General features: G+C 48.0%; 17 protein-coding genes. 12 read left to right on the top strand and 5 right to left on the bottom strand.

Annotation, left to right across the window (positions count from 1 at the left end; genetic code table 11):
- Window positions 1–43: 43 nt before the first annotated feature.
- The 3 genes from ACTTJF_RS01975 to uvrA form a co-directional block, all read right to left on the bottom strand.
- A complete protein-coding gene (locus ACTTJF_RS01975; protein WP_442550523.1) occupies window positions 44–484 on the bottom strand; it encodes a pyrimidine dimer DNA glycosylase/endonuclease V in 441 nt (146 codons plus the stop codon).
- 93 nt (window positions 485–577) lie between these two features.
- Complete coding sequence (locus ACTTJF_RS01970; RefSeq protein ID WP_442550522.1) at window positions 578–856, bottom strand: hypothetical protein; 279 nt, start codon at window positions 854–856, stop codon at window positions 578–580.
- 73 nt (window positions 857–929) lie between these two features.
- Window positions 930–3785, bottom strand: coding sequence for an excinuclease ABC subunit UvrA (uvrA, locus tag ACTTJF_RS01965; RefSeq protein ID WP_442550521.1), 2856 nt, complete (start codon window positions 3783–3785; stop codon window positions 930–932).
- A gap of 175 nt (window positions 3786–3960) precedes the next feature.
- Here uvrA and ACTTJF_RS01960 point away from each other — a divergent pair, with 175 nt between their 5' ends.
- Entirely contained in the window at window positions 3961–5619 is a 1659-nt protein-coding gene (locus ACTTJF_RS01960) for an SLC13 family permease (RefSeq protein ID WP_442550520.1), read from the top strand.
- A gap of 92 nt (window positions 5620–5711) precedes the next feature.
- On the top strand, window positions 5712–7298 hold the full coding sequence (locus ACTTJF_RS01955; RefSeq protein WP_442550519.1) for a methyltransferase domain-containing protein: 1587 nt from the start codon (window positions 5712–5714) through the stop codon (window positions 7296–7298).
- Between the two features lie 171 nt (window positions 7299–7469).
- On the opposite strand, the gene ACTTJF_RS01950 is transcribed toward ACTTJF_RS01955, so the two are convergent.
- The gene (locus ACTTJF_RS01950) at window positions 7470–8222 is read right to left on the bottom strand and encodes a sulfite exporter TauE/SafE family protein (protein ID WP_442550518.1); all 753 of its coding nucleotides are present in this window, start codon (window positions 8220–8222) and stop codon (window positions 7470–7472) included.
- Between the two features lie 77 nt (window positions 8223–8299).
- On the opposite strand from ACTTJF_RS01950, the gene ACTTJF_RS01945 reads away from it, so the two are divergent.
- A complete protein-coding gene (locus ACTTJF_RS01945; RefSeq protein WP_442550517.1) occupies window positions 8300–8461 on the top strand; it encodes a hypothetical protein in 162 nt (53 codons plus the stop codon).
- A 33-nt stretch (window positions 8462–8494) separates the two neighbouring features.
- On the opposite strand, the gene ACTTJF_RS01940 is transcribed toward ACTTJF_RS01945, so the two are convergent.
- Window positions 8495–8662 (bottom strand): hypothetical protein, encoded by a 168-nt coding sequence (locus tag ACTTJF_RS01940; protein ID WP_442550516.1) that lies wholly within the window; start codon window positions 8660–8662, stop codon window positions 8495–8497.
- A 70-nt stretch (window positions 8663–8732) separates the two neighbouring features.
- On the opposite strand from ACTTJF_RS01940, the gene ACTTJF_RS01935 reads away from it, so the two are divergent.
- From ACTTJF_RS01935 to ACTTJF_RS01895, 9 genes are all read left to right on the top strand, one after another.
- Window positions 8733–9173, top strand: a complete 441-nt coding sequence (locus tag ACTTJF_RS01935) for a DUF302 domain-containing protein (RefSeq protein ID WP_442550515.1) — start codon at window positions 8733–8735, stop codon at window positions 9171–9173.
- A 570-nt stretch (window positions 9174–9743) separates the two neighbouring features.
- On the top strand, window positions 9744–11111 hold the full coding sequence (locus ACTTJF_RS01930) for an anthranilate synthase component I family protein (RefSeq protein WP_442550514.1): 1368 nt from the start codon (window positions 9744–9746) through the stop codon (window positions 11109–11111).
- 355 nt (window positions 11112–11466) lie between these two features.
- Window positions 11467–13080, top strand: coding sequence for an anthranilate phosphoribosyltransferase (gene trpD, locus ACTTJF_RS01925; protein WP_442550513.1), 1614 nt, complete (start codon window positions 11467–11469; stop codon window positions 13078–13080).
- Entirely contained in the window at window positions 13077–13676 is a 600-nt protein-coding gene (locus ACTTJF_RS01920; protein WP_442550512.1) for a phosphoribosylanthranilate isomerase, read from the top strand. The genes trpD and ACTTJF_RS01920 overlap by 4 nt, the downstream gene beginning before the upstream one ends.
- Window positions 13677–13852: 176 nt before the next feature.
- On the top strand, window positions 13853–15034 hold the full coding sequence (gene trpB / locus ACTTJF_RS01915; RefSeq protein WP_295144072.1) for a tryptophan synthase subunit beta: 1182 nt from the start codon (window positions 13853–13855) through the stop codon (window positions 15032–15034).
- Window positions 15027–15776: a tryptophan synthase subunit alpha gene (trpA, locus tag ACTTJF_RS01910; RefSeq protein WP_442550511.1), complete on the top strand. Its 750-nt coding sequence runs from the start codon at window positions 15027–15029 to the stop codon at window positions 15774–15776. The genes trpB and trpA overlap by 8 nt, the downstream gene beginning before the upstream one ends.
- A gap of 65 nt (window positions 15777–15841) precedes the next feature.
- Window positions 15842–16255: a chemotaxis protein CheX gene (locus tag ACTTJF_RS01905; RefSeq protein WP_442550533.1), complete on the top strand. Its 414-nt coding sequence runs from the start codon at window positions 15842–15844 to the stop codon at window positions 16253–16255.
- Between the two features lie 56 nt (window positions 16256–16311).
- Complete coding sequence (fliN, locus tag ACTTJF_RS01900) at window positions 16312–16608, top strand: flagellar motor switch protein FliN (RefSeq protein WP_034957998.1); 297 nt, start codon at window positions 16312–16314, stop codon at window positions 16606–16608.
- Window positions 16605–17543 (top strand): excinuclease ABC subunit A, encoded by a 939-nt coding sequence (locus ACTTJF_RS01895; protein ID WP_442550510.1) that lies wholly within the window; start codon window positions 16605–16607, stop codon window positions 17541–17543. Before fliN ends, ACTTJF_RS01895 begins: the two co-directional genes overlap by 4 nt.
- Window positions 17544–17602: the final 59 nt, after the last annotated feature.

Below are 17602 nucleotides of genomic sequence, written 5' to 3'. Positions count from 1 at the left end.
AATTTGTCCAAACAAGCTCAAAAATTTACGCGCAAAAACGGCGCTAAATTTTTACTTTTTCCCACGGCTCGATTCCGCCCTCGACCTCTTTAAAAATGCTCGCGATTTCTATATTTTTTACGCTCAAATTTCGCTCGTATGCCTTGACGTCACGCGATTTTAGCTTCTCTTGCAAAAAGGCGAATTCATACTCTATCTGCCCCCTAGAGACGGCTATTTTGGCTAAATTTCGCTCGTCAAATTCGCCCACCTTCGCGGCGTCAAATTTATACCCGCGAGCGCACGCCTCCTTATAAACCCCCGCCAGATATGAATTTATCGCCTCTAGCGCATTTTCATGGGCGTAAAAGCGGTCAAGCTGCGAGTGATTTTTGTAGCCCTTAGTTAGTCCGGCCAGTACGTTTTTAGCCAGTAGTGCCTCCCGCCAAAGCGCCACAAGCCCCTTTGCGTCGAGGTATTTAAAGCTTATCGTCCAAAGTCTCATTTTTGCCTTTCATTAAATTTACAGACGTTTTGCGGGCTAAATTTGGCGCGGTTAAGCCCGCAAACTGTCAAATTTATATTGCAAATTTGCCTGTCATTTCGCTAAAAATCCGAAGCGATCGATCATATCTAGGAGCAGATCGGCTTTGTAGATCTCATCGTTTAGTAAGTCGTCGTATTCTTCTTCTAACTCGCTAGAGTTTTCGACTACTGCTTCGAGATGTCGCCTAGCCTGCGCAAATTCGCCCTTCATCACGAAATATTCGCCTAAAATCACGCTAGCTTGCACCTTGCTTACCTCGTCGCCATCGCTTTTAAGCGCGTCCTTTAGGCTCTGTACGCCGCCCTCCTCAAGCCCCCTTGATAGCTGCATAACGGCTTTGTTTAGATCTCGCGTAAATTTACGCCGACATAACTTTTTAAATTTTACCGATCTGCTTCGCCGTTTATTTTTTCTTCGCCTTTTTTGCCGCGTTTTTCATATTTTCCAGCTCCTCGGCTAAAAATTTACCCGTATAGCTGCCCGTTTTTGCGTGATTTTTAGCGACCTCTTTTACGCTGCCCTGCGCGATGATTTTACCGCCTTTTGCGCCGCCTTCAGGCCCCATATCGACGATGTAGTCGCAGTTTTTGATGACGTCCATGTTGTGCTCGATGACAAAGACCGAGTTGCCAAGATCGACCAAATGATGTAGCACGCGCACGAGCCTATCGACGTCGGCAAAATGCAGCCCCGTAGTCGGCTCATCAAGGATATAGAGCGTATTTCCCGTGTCCGAGCGACTGAGCTCTTTTGCCAGCTTTACGCGCTGCGCTTCGCCGCCGCTTAGCGTCACGGCGTTTTGTCCCAGCGTGATGTAGCCTAGGCCCACGTCTTGCAGCGTCGTTAGTTTGCTAGCGATTTTAGGCACGGATTTAAAAAACTCTACCGCCTCGTCGATGCTCATATTTAGCACGTCGGCGATACTTTTGCCTTTGTAGAGGATTTCTAGCGTTTGCGCGTTGTAGCGGGTGCCGCCGCATGAGTCGCAAACGACGTTTACGTCGGGCAAAAAGTGCATCTCGATCGTTATTTCGCCCTCGCCTTGGCACTTTTCGCAGCGTCCGCCCTTGACGTTAAAGCTAAACCTGCCGATCTTGTAACCTCGCAGTTTGGCTTCTTTAGTCTGCGCAAAAAGCCCTCTGATCTCGTCCATCACGCCCGTGTAGGTGGCTGGATTACTGCGCGGAGTGCGGCCGATCGGGCTTTGATCGAGGTAGATCACTTTGTCTAGATTTTCTAGTCCGCTCAAATTTACCCCAGCGACCTTTTTTACTTTTTTAGCTCGGTTTAGCTGCTCCTGGGCTTCAGGCAGCAGTGTTTGCAGCACGAGCGAGCTTTTGCCTGAGCCCGAAACTCCCGTGATACCGACCAAATTTCGCAGCGGAAAGCGTGCGCTTAAATTTGATATGTTGTTGATATTTACGTTTGAGATTTCAAGCCACGTGTCGATTTTTCGGTTTTTTTGGTAGTCGATTTCCTTTTCGCCGTTTATGTAAAGCGCGGTTTGCGTACTTGAGCCAAGCAGGCTTTGCACGTCGCCGGCAAAAACTATCTGCCCGCCGAATTTTCCCGCTCCAGGCCCGATATCCACGACGTAGTCGGCCTCCTCGATCGTTTTTTTATCGTGTTCGACGACGATAACCGAGTTGCCTTTGGCTTGCAAATTTCGCAGGGTTTTGATGAGCTTTAGCGTATCGCGTTCGTGCAGACCGATACTAGGCTCGTCTAGCACGTACATCACGCCGCTAAGGCCCGATCCGATCTGGCTTGCGATCCTGATACGCTGCGCTTCGCCGCCGCTGATCGTGCGCGCGTCGCGTCCGAGCGATAGATAGCCAAGCCCCACGTCGTAGAGGAAAAACAGCCTCTCGTTTATCTCCTTAAATATAGGCTTTGCGATCGTTTTATCGTATTCGCTAAGGTAGCTAAAATTTGACTCGTCCGAGAAAAATGCGGTGCAGTTTTCGATACTCATGTCTAAAATTTCGCCGATACCGCGCCCTGCGACCTTGACGGCTAGGCTTTGAGGCTTTAGCCTGTGTCCGCCGCAGTCGTCGCAGACCTTCTCGCTCATGTATTCATCAAAGTCCTTGTAGTCTTTTAGCAGTCCGTGCGTGATTTTTAGCGCGCCTTCAAATTTACGCAGCAGCTTGTTTCGCTTCCAGAAAAACTCGACCTCTTTTACGTTGCCGTAGAGTACGAGGCGCTTTTCGTCCTCGCTAAGCTCGCAGTAGGGGCGCTTTACGTCGATACCGTTTTGCTCGCAAAAAGCTAGCAAAAATTTATAATAATAGCTCATGTTGTAGCCGTAAAGAAGCTTTATCGCGCCGCCTTCGATGCTTTTTTCTTCGTCGATTATTTTGCTAAGGTCAAGGCTGTAACGAATGCCAAGTCCGTCGCACCTCTCGCACGCGCCTTTTGGGGAGTTAAAACTAAAACTAAGCGGCTCAAGCGGCGTAAATGAAATTTTACAATCAAAACACGCCGAATGCTCGCTGTAATGTATAAAGCTCTCTTTTAGCCCGAGTTCTTCGGCGTTTGCTATCTCGATCTCGACCTCGCCGTAGCTTTCATTAAGCGCTTTTTCTACGTCCTGGGCTAGGCGCTGCGCGTTATCCGCGTCTATAACGATGCGGTCTACGATGAGCTTTATCGTGTGTTTTTTGGTTTTAGCTAGCTCGATCTCCTCGTCTAAGCGCACCTGCACGCCGTCTATCTGAGCGCGCACGTAGCCTTTACCGCGTAAATTTTCGATCAAATCCGCCCACGTGCCCTTTTTCTCGCGCACGAGCGGAGCGTAGATGACGACTTTGGCACCCTCGGGCAGCTTTTGGATCTCGTTTATGATATCGCTAGCCGACATTTTAGAGATCGGTTTGCCGCACTTGTGGCAGTGCTGGATGCCGATGCGAGCGTATAAAAGGCGCAGGTAGTCGTAAATTTCCGTTATCGTGCCCACGGTCGAGCGCGGGTTCTTGGACGTGGTTTTTTGATCTATCGCGATAGCGGGCGTTAGACCCTCGATCTTATCGACGTCTGGCTTACCCACGCGGTCTAAAAACTGCCTAGCGTAGCTACTAAGGCTCTCCATATACCTGCGCTGTCCCTCGGCATAAAGCGTGTCAAAGGCTAGCGTGCTCTTGCCGCTGCCGCTAAGTCCGGTGAAAACTACGAGCTTGTTTTTCGGAATTTCGAGGTTTAAATTTTTTAGGTTGTGCTCGCGCGCGCCCGTGATTTTTATGGTGTCGTTTGCGTTCATTTTTGCTTCCGTGATTTTAAATTTTTAACCCGTAATTATACCCAAAATCGCTTTAACTAAAATCTCTGTTACTTTTATCAACACTTTAGTAAAAAATCAATTTTAAGGCAAAAGAATTTTTTAAGCTATAAGCTTTTTGGGTGTATTATAAATTATCCCAAGCATAGGAGTTATCATGGCAAACCCGCATATTCCTATCGACAGAAGAACAAACCGAGTCGAGCTAATCGGACTGGTACTAGGCGTTTTGCTAGCGATTGCGGTTTATAAAATTTTCCCCGCAAATGCCGGAGATATCGCTCTAGCTGCGGCAAAGGGCAAAAAACTGCACGTAGAAGCCATGCCCGTCGTTGCCGCCGTAGCCGCGCTGATGGCGGTGTGGTGGATGACTGAGGCCATCGCCCTGCCCGCGACCGCCCTGGTGCCGATGGTGGCGTTTCCGGTGCTAGGCGTCGACGCGTTTAAGGTAGTCGCCGCGCCGTATGCTTCGGACACGATATATCTTTTTATGGGTGGCTTCGTGCTAGCCCTTGCTATGCAAAGGTGGAATCTGCACACCAGAATCGCCCTTGCCATCGTGCTTTTAGTCGGCACCAGTCCTAGGCGGCTGGTGGCGGGGTTTATGGTGGCGACGGGATTTTTATCCATGTGGGTGAGCAACACCGCAACCGCTATAATGATGCTACCCGTGGGCCTTAGCGTACTGCATCTAGTAGGACGCCTAACGACTCAAAAATGGACGTTTACGGCGGTCGAGGACGTGGCGAATTTGGACGAAATTTCGCGAAAAGGCGTGCAAGGCGGCGTGATGAATACGATATTTCACAAAGGCCGCGACATCGCAAAAGAGATAAAAGAAAAAACGAGCTCCTTTAGCTCAAATTTCGGCATCTCGCTGATGCTAGGCATCGCCTACGCCGCCTCTATCGGTTCGGTGGGCACCATCATCGGCACCCCGCCAAACGCCCTGCTAGTGGCATATATGAAAAACGAATTTAGCATCGAGATCGGCTTTTTTGATTGGATGCTAGTGGGCGTGCCACTTAGCGTCGTTATGCTTGCGGCGTGCTGGTTTTTGCTCACCTACGTGCTCTTTAAGCCCGAAATCGGCGAGATCCCAAACGGTAAAAAAGTAATCCAAGACGAGCTAGATAAGCTCGGCCCCATAACCGTACCCGAAAAGCTAGTGGGCGTTATCTTCGTAGCCGCCGCCACGTGCTGGATATCGCTAGGCTTTGTACTAAAATCCTTTGATATAAAAATCGCTAGCCTAGACGCCATAATCGCGATGAGTACGGCGATTTTACTCTTTGTCGTGCCCGCAAACAAAAGCGGCGAGCGTCTCATCGACTGGGATAGCGCCAAAAAGCTGCCGTGGGATATCCTCATACTCTTTGGCGGCGGACTGTCGCTCTCGGCGCAGTTTAGTAGCAGCGGGCTATCGCTTTGGATCGGTCATCAGGTATCGGCGCTCGGCGCGCTGCCTACCTCGGCGATCATCATGGCAGTCGTAGCGCTCGTTATTTTCCTTACCGAGATCACGTCAAATACCGCCACCGCGGCAGCCTTTTTACCCGTGATCGCAGGCGTTAGCGCGGGGCTTGGCTATACCGGCGCAAACGTTATGCTATTTACGATCCCGGTCGCTATGGCTGCTACCTTTGCCTTTATGCTACCCGTCGCCACGCCGCCAAACGCCATCGCATACGGCTCTGGCTACGTAAAAATCAGCTCGATGATAAAGGCCGGAATCTGGCTAAACATCATCGGAATTTTTCTCATCACGGCGACCGTCGTTTTTATCGCTTCGGCTGTTTTCGGACTTAAATTTTAAGTAAATTTGAGCGGCTTTGACCGCTTAAATTTACCCTTATTTAATAGGCGTTGCTGTATCATCGTAAAAATATTTTAACCTAAGGCCACAAAATGAACGAAATTCAAGAATCATACAATAATCTTCCATATATTTCATCGGCTTTCTCAGAAACTTCGCCTGCGCGACTTGAGGCTTTGGCTTCTTTTTTGTCACTAACGCCGTCGCCGTCAAAAACGGCTAAAGTGCTGGAAATAGGTTGCAGCTACGGCGGAAATTTATTTCCTTTTGCTATCGCAAATCCGCAGGCAAAGGTACTAGGCATAGATCTAAGCGAGGTACAGATAAATAAGGCCAAAGAGCTAGCCGAGCAAATGCGCGTGGATAATATAAAATTTATGGCAAAAGATATCTGCGATTTTACGGATGCGGACGTGAGCGATTACGGTAAATTCGACTATATCATCTGCCACGGCGTTTATAGCTGGGTGCCCGATGTCGTAAAGGACGCGATCCTAAAAACAATCAAGCGATTTTTGAGCCCAAACGGCGTGGCATACGTGAGCTATAACGTCTATCCTGGCTGGAAGATCAAGGATACGATCAGAGATTTTTTAATGTTCGGCACTAAGGATATAAAAGGAGAAGCCGCAAAGGTAGCCAAAGCAAGAGAAATCCTAAAAACGCTTGGAGAATACGCTAAATTTTACAAAACCGGAGATAATGGCCTAAGTACAATTTTAATCAATCATAATGCACTAGAATATTACGCAGAGGGGACATTAAAAACAGACGATTCATACATAATGCACGAATATTTAGATGTTTTTAATAACCCGGTTTACTTTAAAGATTTTGCAGAAAACCTCGACAAAAACGGACTAATGTACCTATCTGAAGTTAGTCTAAATGATGTTTTTGAATCAAATTTAGGATTAGAAAAATTTGATAAATTCATTGACTCAAATTTCAAATCCAGGGTAGAAAAAGAGCAAGCTTTGGACTTTTTAACAGGTAAAATTTTTAGAGCAAGCCTAATAGTACACAAGGAGCTTTTGGGCGAAAACTTCCAAGTAGATATCGGCATGGAAGAGCTTTGTAAGCTTCATATATCAGTAGGCTTTACAAAAGAAGACGATAGATATAAAAGCATAAGGGGTAGCTTTATGAAACCGCAATACAACTGGCTTTATCAAGTCTTTACCGACGTTTATCCGGCAAGCATAAACTTTGCCGATGTCGCGGCGCTCTTAAAAGACGATGAAAGCGCTGTAAAATCGGCATATTTAGGTTTTATGGAAATTTTAGCCGCAAACTGCGCGAAGCTAACGACCTACGAACGTCCGAAAGTCGTTTACGAAGCAGGTAAAAGCCGTATAAAAGAGCGAGTACGCGGATATTTTGAGTATTTCTCTGCTACAGACGAGCCCGTGATAAAAATCGCAGACGAGCTAAACGTTCCGGCAAATTTTTCGCAGTTTGACGCCTTTATCGCACTCAAATTTAACGGAGAAAATTCTCTTGAAAATATCGTAAAACAGACGGTAAAATTTGCCAAAGAGAGAAACCTGGAGTTTGCCGGCAAAAACGGTGCGACAATAAAAACCATCAGCAAAAACGAATACCAAAAAGCGGCTGAAGACTACGTAAAAGACCTCGAGCTAAAGCTAAGCGACGGCGGATTTTTAGAAAATTTCTGATTTTTCTTGGGAGCGAATGCGATAAATTTACCTCGCTCCCGCGCTTCCAGTAAATTTGACCGCATTGTTTTAAATTTATGCGAGTTTCTGAACCCGCCGAAATTTGACATGAATTTGTAAAATTTGGACAAGTAGTTTCAGCCCTATCCCGCCAGTTAGCAGGCGCCAAATTTAAGCAAAAAGCTTATTTATCATTATAATTAGCGTCGTAGAGATAAGCGCAAGTAGGCATCTTTTTTGGACGGTGCGGTCGATCTTTTGTGCCAAAGCCACGCCAAATCTCACGCTTATAAGCGAGCCGATACCGACCAAAACGCCGACCTCGTACTGCACGAGCCCCTGCGAGGCAAGGCTGATAAAGCCAGAAATCGACGAAAATATCACGAAAAATAGCCCCGTACTAACAGCCTTTTTGATGTCGTAATTAAGAAAATTTATCAAAACCGGCATGATGATGACCGAGCCTCCGATACCCACGCTGATCGCTACCGCGCCTACGAAAAGTCCGAGGAAAAATAACGGAGTAAGGGAAGGATTGTGCGCGCCTTTTGGCTCCGGATTTTTAAAAAATAGCTTAATAATGTTAAAAATTTGAATACAAATAAGCCCAAGAAGCAAAATTTTAGACGGAACGCTCGCCACGATAAAGCCGCTCGCGCTCGCCCCGCAAAAGCCGCCGATACCAAGCACCAAAGCGGGCTTTAAATCGACGTTTTTGTTTTTTATGTTTAAAAGCGAGCCGTAAACGGAGCTAAATACCATCTGAAGGACGCTTACGCCGATTGCGTATTTGACGTCAAAGCCCAAAAATACGAGTATCGGCACGGCTGCCGCGCCGCCTCCGATACCCAAAAATCCGGACAAAAAGCCCACAAATAGCCCCAAACAAACGTAACCGACCGACGCAACCGATAAAATTTCCATAATCTCGCCTTAAAGTAAAATCCGATTTTAGCCGTTTTTGGGTAAAATTAATTTTAAAATTTAAAAAAGGGAAATTATTGAAAAGATTGATTTTGATGATTTTTGCGGGGTTAAATTTAGCCTTTGCAGGCGTCACGGAAGGCCAAAGCGAGCTGGAGCTAGAAGCCGCTACTAAGCGCGCCGCAGGCAAAAAGCCCCCAGTGCAGGCGCAGGCGCGACATCTAGAATTTTGTTTTTAAAATTTACGAACGAACCAAATATCAAACCAAGGATCATCTGAATGATACTAGCGCCGATAACATATTTGATATCGTAGCCAAAAACATCATCAAAGGCACTACGACGGTGCCGCCGCCGATACCGAAAAATCCGCTGACAAAACCTGCGGCCACACCAATAAGAATGTATTGTAAACTCAAAAAAGAGATCATTTCTTGCATTTTATTTCCTTGCCATGACTTTAACATTTACTGTTTTAATTTATAATTATCGTTTTTTAAAGGATAAAATATGAAGAAATCTATAGTTACATTCGCGGCCGCTACCGCACTGGCTGGCGCACTAAACGCGTCCCACCTGACCACCGCGCAAAGCGATCTTAGCGTGGACGAAGCGGTGAAAAAATTTGAAAAAGTCGTAGCGTCTCGCAATATAACGGTATTTGACGTGATTGAACACTCAAAACTAGCGGATAAAGTGGGGCTTAAGATGGCCGATACAACGGTGGTGATAGTAGGCTCGCCAAAAGTCGGCACGCTTTTGATGCAGTGTGAGCCCAAGATTGCGCTTGAGATGCCGCTTAAATTTTTGTTTTACAAAGATGGCGACAAAACCGTGATCGCGTACGAGGACGTAAAAGATATCGCTACTAGATACGGTGCGCAGGAGTGCGAAGCGGTGGGCAAACTAAGCGCAGCGCAAGCAAATCTACTAAACGATATGACAAAGTGAATCTTTTCTAGCTATCTTGGTAGCCTGTTTTCGCAAGGCGCGTATCGTGAGCAATGCGCAAAAAATTTTAGCTGATTTATAGATGACAAAATTATCTAAAATCGACAACATTTTTCAAATCGTGATCGCCGAGTAGTTAAAACCGGCTTCGGATGCGAATAGTCCCAACTTCTACCAAACGACCAAGTTTGGCTACAAGACCCGCATGCGCCCCTATTTTCGGCCCACTACGGCGACGTAGCGGGCTCTATAGTCTCGAGCCGATCTGCCGAGATCAAAGAAGAAAAATCTACGCCACGTCCACAGCGAGAACGCTATAAATATACTGCACTTAATAGCGATTTACTCGGCGAAAAAAACAAGCCAAACGCAAAACATCCATCAATTTCGCATCCGCGCCTACATCTATTGTGTACTAAAAAGCCAAAAAGTGTCGCAGCTAGATACGGCGCCTCGGACTGCCCCGCCCTAGACGCGGCACAGAGGCTAGAGCGCGAGCTTTTTGACGCCGCCGTCAAATGAAAATTAAGCTTAATTTTTATATAATCTACGCTCATTAAAGGATATTTTATGCTACTTTTGAGCCCAGTTTTTTATTACGAAAAGATCCGCGAGAGATTTGCTAACTCCTACCTCGCCGAGGACACGACGCAGACCATAGTCGGCATCGACTGCGAGTATATAAGCAGCGAGCAAACCGATTTTGCGGGGCTTAAGAGCTATTTTAAAGCTCAAAAATTTGATGCGCCTTTTGCGGGACTGTTTGGAGTACTGGGCTACGGCGGGATAAAATATTTTGAAAAAATCCCCGAATTTAACGCCTCGCAGTACGATTTCCCGGACTTTTTCTACGCCAACGCCCGCGCCTATCTACACTTTGATAAAAATAGCAAAATTTACAGCTTTTACGGCGATAGCGAGCGGTATTACGATTTTTTAGTTGAATTTAGCGCGGAGGACGAAGTAAAAGCTGCCCAGGACCGCGCAAAACGGCAGAGCGAATATAAAATTTTAACCGATTTAGAAGGCGAAAAAGAGCATTTTCTAAACATCGCAAAGCGCGCCAAAGAGTATCTAAAAAGCGGCGACGTCTTTCAAGTCGTGCTAAGCGAGCAGCTAAAACTAGCCTCGGATATGGATAGCCTTGACTTCTACCGAGCCTTAAGCGAGGCAAATCCGAGCCCCTATATGTTTCACTTTCCGACCCCTTACGGCGACGTCGCGGGCTCTAGCCCCGAGCTAGTCTGCGAGATCAAAGAGGGCAAAATCTACGTCGCGCCCATAGCCGGCACGCGCGGCCGCGGTAAGGACGCGATGGAGGACGCCGCGCTCGAGCGCGAACTGCTAAGCGACGAAAAAGAGCTAGCCGAGCACAAAATGCTCATCGACCTCGCCCGCAACGACATCGGCCGCGTCAGCAAGCCAAAAAGCGTCGCGGTCAAAAACGCCATGCGCATCGTGCGCTACGAGAGCGTGATGCATATCGTAAGCGACGTCTACGGCGCTAAGGCGGACGATATAGACGCATTTGACGCGGTCGGTAGCATCTTCCCCGCAGGCACGCTCAGCGGTACGCCCAAAATCCGCGCCATGGAGATCATCGCCGAGCTTGAGTCATATAGGCGCAACGCCTACGGCGGCGGCATCGGATTTTTCCACTTTAACGGCGACGCGCAAATGGCGATTTTGATTAGAAGCGCGATATTTGCGCGCAAATTTGACGGCAAATTTGACGCTGGCGGGCATGACCCGCACCTTGACGGCGCAAACGAGTCAAATTTAAAAAGCGGAGAGCTCGGGGAAAATTTCGCCGAAATTTTCGTGCAGGCCGGAGCCGGAATCGTGATTGATAGCATTCCTGAATACGAATATAAAGAAATTTGCAAAAAACGCGCGTCGGTGCTAAACGTGTTTGCGAAAAACGCAAGGGAGATTTAGCCTGCACGCAGTGCAGCAACTTCTCACGTGCAGTGGGGTTAGAGAGGGCTTGGGAGAGGAAGGGGCGACGCTTCGTAAGTAGAACCCCCTTCCTCTCCCAAAAATTCAGTTTTACAGAAAGTAAGTTTTTCAAATTTTGATATTTTCAAGATGCGGGTCTCGGTAAGTAAAATTTGCAAATTTAACCAAATTTGACTTCAAATTTGAACGTAAAAAGTTAAGGCGAAGTATTTTTGTTCTAGGCGAGGCGGATTTAAATTTTACGACGGGAGCTACCTCGTCGGTAGTGACCGAGTAAAATTTAAATCCAACGAAGTATAGAGCAAAAAGACAAGCCTCCAAAAAGGAGAAAATTTTGATTTTATTGATCGACAACTACGACAGCTTTGTTTTCAACGTGGAACAGTATCTACGCGAACTAACTTCCGAAGAAGTACGCTGCGTGCGCAACGACAAAATCACCCTGGATGAAATCCGTAGGCTAAATCCTAGCAAAATCGTGCTAAGCCCTGGGCCAAAACACCCGCAAGATAGCGGCATTTGTTTAGAGATTTTACGAAGCGACATCGCCGCCCCGATCCTTGGTATCTGCCTTGGGCATCAAGCGATCGGCCTGGTGCAGGGCGCAAAGATCAAACGCCTAGAAAAGCCGTATCACGGCAAAACCTCGCTCATAAAAGTTAGCCGCAAAGAGCCGCTGTTTACGGGACTACCGGACGAATTTGAGGTCATGCGCTACCACTCGCTTTACGTGGACGAGCTACCGTCAAATTTAGAGGCCACGGCCGTGAGCGAGGATGGAGTAGTGATGGCGCTTAGCGTGAAAGACAGGCCGATTTTCGGCATCCAGTTTCACCCCGAGAGCTACTTCACGCAGTACGGCAAAAAAATCATCGAAAATTTCATCGACTACGAAGCAGCGCCTGCGGCCGAGGTCGCCAAAGAGCCTAAAATTCGCCCGCTAAAGCCGTTTCTAATCAAACTACAAGAAAACGAACGCCTAGACGACCGCGACTTTGAGCAAATTTGCGAAATCATCGCGAGCAAAGAGTGCGAGATCACGCAGCTAGCAGCACTTTTGGTGCTAATCAGCGAAAAAAGCCTCTATCCACAAAGCCTAGCAAGCCTGGCTAAAAACATCCTAAAATACTCGCAGACCTACCGCGATCCCTCGCCGATGATCGATCTTTGCGGCACGGGCGGCGACGGCTTTAAGACGATAAATATCTCAACCACCGTCGCGTTTATCCTCGCAAGCCTTGGCGTCAAAGTCGCAAAGCACGGCAATAAGGCCGTTTCTAGCAAATCGGGCAGCTCGGACGTGCTTGAGATTTTAGGTGTTCAGAGTTCAAATTCGCTCCTGCGACAGCGCGAGCTGCTAAACGACAAAAACTTAGCCTTTTTCCACGCGCCGTTTTTCCACCCGCTAGTAGGCGAGGTGCGCGAGGTGCGCCAGCGCCTAGGCATCCGCACGGTTTTTAACGTGTTAGGCCCGCTGCTAAATCCAAATTTGGCTCTCAAAAATCAGCTGGTAGGCGTCTATCACAAGCCCGTTTTGCGCCTATACGCCGAGACGCTGCAGCTGCTTGGACGCGAGCGTGCGCTGGTGGTTCGCGGCGAGGACGGACTAGACGAGATCAGCTTGTGTGACGAGACGCGCGTCGTGGAGCTACGCGGCGGCCAGATCAGCGAGTACAGCATCACGCCCGAGCAGTTTGGCTTCAGACGAGCATTTCACAGCGAGATCGAGGGCGGCACGCCTGAGCAAAACGCCGAATTTTTAAAGCAAATTTTAAAAGGCGAGTTGGACGGACCGAAATTTGACGTAGTCGTGCTAAACGCTATGTTTGCGCTCTACACAGCGGGCGTCGCGGACAGCCCCGCGCAGGCCAAAGAGGTCATCCTGGACGCGATAAAAAGCGGTAAAGTTTATCGCTATTTTGAAGACTACGTGCGAGGCGAAGCGTGACGCTGGTTAAAATTTGCGGTATCAAAACGCCTGCGGAGGCGCGCGACGTGGCGAGTTTGGACGTTGATTTTTTGGGCGTGATATTTGCCAAAAGCAAACGGCGGGTGAGCGCACAGACGGCGCGTGAGATAGCTCACATCGCGCATGCGGCTGGTAAAAAATGCGTCGGCGTTTTTGCCGGGCAAAGTGACTGCGAGATAATGGAAATCTGCGAATTTGCTACTCTTGACGTTGCGCAGATCCACGGCGAGGTTAGCTCAAATTTATACGCAAATTTAAAGGCGGTGGGGCTAGAGGTTTGGCGCGTTTATAGCGTGCTAGATGCACTACCAGCCGTCGATACCGCGCTTTGCGATATGCCGCTTTTTGACTGCAAGGGGCAAAACGCCGGCGGCAACGGCATCAGCTTTGATTGGGAGATTTTGCGAGAGGTCAAATTTGACTTCGGTATGGCGGGCGGTATCGGCGAACATAACGTGCGCGAAGCGATCAAATTTAACCCGCGAGTGCTCGATCTAAACTCAAAAGTCGAGGACGAAAACGGTATAAAATCGGCCGAAAAAATAAAGAAAATTTTGGAGCTTTTAAAGGCGTAAATTTTGCTTGCGACGGAGGCAAAATTTACGCCTTTGCCGCCTTGCCTAAATAAAATATGGCATGTTTTAAATTTACTCATTTTACCAGCTTGCCGGCTAACGCTGCCATATCGCACACAAAATAAGCCTAATAAAAACTTAAAATGCTAAAATAAACGAAAATTTAAAGGATACCGATGAATACCAAAGCATATTTCGGCAAATTCGGCGGCCAGTTCGTGCCGGAAACCGTTATGTTCGCGCTAGACGAACTCGAGGCTGCTTACGAGCGCATAGTAAAAACGGCTGAATTTGAGGCCGAACTAGACGACCTACTAAAAAACTACGTCGGACGCCCTAGCCCGCTATATCACGCAAAACGCCTAAGCGAGCACTACGGGCATGAAATTTACCTCAAGCGCGAGGATCTAAACCATACCGGCGCGCATAAGATAAATAACGCCCTAGCCCAGGCGCTTCTAGCCAAAAAAATGGGCAAAAAGAAGGTTTTAGCAGAGACGGGTGCGGGTCAGCACGGCGTGGCGACTGCGACGGCGGCGGCACTGCTCGGTCTTGAGTGCGACGTGTATATGGGCGCGACAGACGTCGAGCGTCAGCAGCTAAACGCATTTCGCATGCAGCTTTTAGGCGCCAGAGTAGTGAGCGTAGAAGAGGGTCTAAAAACTCTAAAAGAAGCCACCACCGCAGCGATCCAAGCGTGGGTAAACGAGATAGAAAGCGCCTTTTACGTCATCGGCTCGGCAGTCGGCCCGCACCCCTATCCTAGGATCGTGCGCGACTTCCAGAGCATCATCGGCCGCGAGACCAAGGCTCAGCTAAAAGAATACGGCGTACATCCGGACTACGTCATCGCCTGCGTCGGCGGCGGCAGCAACGCCATCGGTATCTTTAGCGCATTTTTGGGCGACGCGGACGTAAATTTGATCGGAGTCGAGGCTGCAGGCCTAGGCGCGCACACTCCGTATCACGCTGCGACGCTAACAAAGGGCCGCACAGGCATCATCCACGGTATGAAAACGATCGTGCTTCAAGACGAATACGGCATGATCGAGCCCGTTCACAGCATCTCGGCGGGGCTTGACTATCCTGGAGTAGGCCCAGAGCACGCGCACCTGCACGAGAGCAAGCGAGCCGCCTACTACGGCGTCACTGATGATGAATGCATAAACGCGCTATATCTAACCAGCCGCCTAGAGGGCATCATCCCCGCGATCGAGAGCTCGCACGCGTTAGCTTATCTAGAAAAGCTATGTCCGAATTTGACGAAAAAAAGCGTCATCGTCGTAAACGTCTCGGGGCGCGGCGACAAAGACATAAACACCGTGATGAGCTACGAGAAAGGAAAAATTTATGGCTAAGGTAAAAGACGCGTTCGCGGGCAAAAAAGCAAACATCGGCTACGTCGTGGCCGGATATCCTAGCGCCAAGGCGACGAAGGAGTTTTTACTAAATTTAGACGGCAGCTGCCTGGATCTACTAGAGCTTGGTATCCCCTACTCCGATCCGCTCGCAGACGGTAAGCTCATCGCGCAGGCTAGCTTTGAAACCGCCGCAAAGGGCGTAAACACGGGTGCAATATTTGCCATGCTAGAAGAGTGCAAAGGCAAGATAAATAAACCCGTCGTTTTTCTCGTGTATTTTAACATCGTGTTTGCTTACGGCGTAGAGAGGTTTATCGCCCGCTCAAAAGAGGTCGGTATCGCAGGCTTCATCATCCCCGATCTGCCGTTTGAGGAGAGCGAGGAGGTAGCGGAGCTGTGCGCTAAATTTGATCTTGATCTCATCCCGCTAATCAGTGTCACGTCGCAAAACAGAGCGGATAAAATTTTAAAATTCGGCTCGGGCTTTATCTATGCGCTTGGCGCTATCGGCGTGAGCGGATCGCAGCGAGCCAGCGAGGAGAGACTAAAAGCGCTCGTAGAGGGTCTAAAAAAAAGAAGCAATCTGCCTGTCGCGGTGGGCTTTGGCGTGAAAAATAAAAACGACGCCGATGAGGTAAAAACCTATGCCGACGGCGCGATAATCGGCACCGAGATAGTAAAGCTCACGGCCAAATTTGAGGGCGAAGAGCTGATAAAGCAAATCAATAAACTTTTTTAAATTTAGCCGCGTTTGCGTTAAATTTAAGTATAATCAAAAAATTTCGTTTAAAGGACGGCGCGATGATGGACGTTGCGGAGCTTGGGATCAAGCATCTATGCGAGGATACCCTGGGCTACAAGGTAGAGAGCGCAAAGAGCGCGGAGGGCGAATTTTACGGCTCGAGCTTGCCGATTTTTAAGGGCAAAGAGGAGTTTCACTTTTATCTTTATTTTAAAAAAGATACGCTAAATCGCTTTGCTAGCGTGCTTCTTGGCGTCGATAAACTAGCCGAAGACGAGCTAAGCGATATCTGTAAAGAGGTAGCCAACCTCGCAATCGGCTACGCCAAAAATCTACTAAACGAACGCGAAGCAAACGCCTACAAACTAGGCACTCCGGAGTATCTAGGCAGGACGAATTTCCGCATCAAACTAGAAGATAAGCGCGTCTATAAAATCAAAAATAGAACATTTCAAATAGGATATAAAAAAGGATGAGCGAAGAACTACAAGAAGTAACCGCCGTAGAAACGGCGCTCCAAGGGGTTCAGGAGATGTTGCAAGAGCGCGGCGGGCTTTTTAAAAGCTACGACGAGCTGATGGATATCGGAGTGGATTTTATCTCGGAGCTCGGTACCACGACTATTAGCGTAAAGCAGCTTTTAAAGCTTGAGGTTGGCTCGGTAATCGATCTAGAAAAGCCTGCCGGTGAGAGCGTGGAGCTTTTTATAAACAACCGAATTTTCGGCAAGGGCGAAGTGATGGTTTACGAAAAAAACCTCGCCATCAGGATAAATGAAATCCTAGACTCAAAATCCGTCATCCAGTACTTTAAACGAGAGCAGTTATGAGGATTTTCGCCACTCTTTTGTTGTTTTTTGCCGCGCTTTGGGGGTCAAATTTATCTACTTACAACATTTACGAGCGTAGCGACCGCGTCGATATCATGCTTAGCTTTGACGCACCTTATAGCGGAGCGATCCTGCAAGAGCGCAAAGACGGCGTGATAACCCTACTTTTTAAAGACCTACAAAACGACCAAAGTATCGAAAAAAGCGTAAATTCAAGCATACTACAAGAGCTTTTGTTTGAGCCTAGGGGCCAAAATTTAGCCCTCGTGATAAAAAGCGACGCTCAGGTAGCCGTTAGCGCCTCAAAAACCACCGACGGCTTTGGCCTGCGCATACGCGTGACGCCTGAAAATGCGGCAAACTCAGCTGCCGCAACCGCGCTCTCGCCGCAAGAAACTAGAGAAAATATAACCGAAGCGACGAATTTATCCGGCGATCAAAACGTATCAAATTTGACCTCGTCCGCTCAAAACACAGGCCTAAATTTAGGCATGCAAAGCGGCGACGTAAATTTTATGACGCAGGGCATGAGCGATATGATCGATTATAGATATTACTCGGTTTTGGGCGTTTTGGCGCTGCTTTTAGTCGTGCTTTTGTTCGTCAAGGCAAAGCTAAAAAACAAGCAAAAAACGATAAAAACAAAGCGCGAAAACGGCTGGTTTGAAAAGGTAAAAAGCGACGATGGTGTGGAGATAATCTACGAAAAACCGCTTGACGATACGAATAAAGTAGTGCTTTTTCAGCACCTTGATAGACGCTATCTCGTGCTGACTGGCACGTCAAACGTGCTTTTGGATAAATTCGGCGAAGAAAAGATGACGAGCGAGCAAGATTTTCAGAGTTTTTTTGAAGAAAATCAAAAAAAGTTAAACGCCTACATCGAAAACCGCCAAACGCTGGACGCATACAAGGATAAGGCGAGCATAGACTAATCGTCTGGCGCCTAGTAAAAACTAATTTTATAAAATTTGATGAAATTTACCGCAAATTT

The sequence above is a fragment of the Campylobacter sp. genome (assembly GCF_052170435.1).
In the GTDB taxonomy this organism is placed as follows: domain Bacteria; phylum Campylobacterota; class Campylobacteria; order Campylobacterales; family Campylobacteraceae; genus Campylobacter_A.
Note: the sequence above shows the minus strand (reverse complement) of the source record. Positions and strands in the feature narration are given on the sequence as shown.

What these genes read in the sequence shown, in the direction of transcription:
- ACTTJF_RS01975 (WP_442550523.1), bottom strand. Translation starts at nt 484, where the DNA reads ATGAGACTTTGGACGATAAGCTTTAAATACCTCGACGCAAAGGGGCTT.
- ACTTJF_RS01970 (WP_442550522.1), bottom strand. Translation starts at nt 856, where the DNA reads ATGCAGCTATCAAGGGGGCTTGAGGAGGGCGGCGTACAGAGCCTAAAG.
- uvrA (WP_442550521.1), bottom strand. Translation starts at nt 3,785, where the DNA reads ATGAACGCAAACGACACCATAAAAATCACGGGCGCGCGCGAGCACAAC.
- ACTTJF_RS01960 (WP_442550520.1), top strand. Translation starts at nt 3,961, where the DNA reads ATGGCAAACCCGCATATTCCTATCGACAGAAGAACAAACCGAGTCGAG.
- ACTTJF_RS01955 (WP_442550519.1), top strand. Translation starts at nt 5,712, where the DNA reads ATGAACGAAATTCAAGAATCATACAATAATCTTCCATATATTTCATCG.
- ACTTJF_RS01950 (WP_442550518.1), bottom strand. Translation starts at nt 8,222, where the DNA reads ATGGAAATTTTATCGGTTGCGTCGGTCGGTTACGTTTGTTTGGGGCTA.
- ACTTJF_RS01940 (WP_442550516.1), bottom strand. Translation starts at nt 8,662, where the DNA reads ATGCAAGAAATGATCTCTTTTTTGAGTTTACAATACATTCTTATTGGT.
- ACTTJF_RS01935 (WP_442550515.1), top strand. Translation starts at nt 8,733, where the DNA reads ATGAAGAAATCTATAGTTACATTCGCGGCCGCTACCGCACTGGCTGGC.
- ACTTJF_RS01930 (WP_442550514.1), top strand. Translation starts at nt 9,744, where the DNA reads ATGCTACTTTTGAGCCCAGTTTTTTATTACGAAAAGATCCGCGAGAGA.
- trpB (WP_295144072.1), top strand. Translation starts at nt 13,853, where the DNA reads ATGAATACCAAAGCATATTTCGGCAAATTCGGCGGCCAGTTCGTGCCG.
- trpA (WP_442550511.1), top strand. Translation starts at nt 15,027, where the DNA reads ATGGCTAAGGTAAAAGACGCGTTCGCGGGCAAAAAAGCAAACATCGGC.
- ACTTJF_RS01905 (WP_442550533.1), top strand. Translation starts at nt 15,842, where the DNA reads ATGGACGTTGCGGAGCTTGGGATCAAGCATCTATGCGAGGATACCCTG.
- fliN (WP_034957998.1), top strand. Translation starts at nt 16,312, where the DNA reads ATGTTGCAAGAGCGCGGCGGGCTTTTTAAAAGCTACGACGAGCTGATG.
- ACTTJF_RS01895 (WP_442550510.1), top strand. Translation starts at nt 16,605, where the DNA reads ATGAGGATTTTCGCCACTCTTTTGTTGTTTTTTGCCGCGCTTTGGGGG.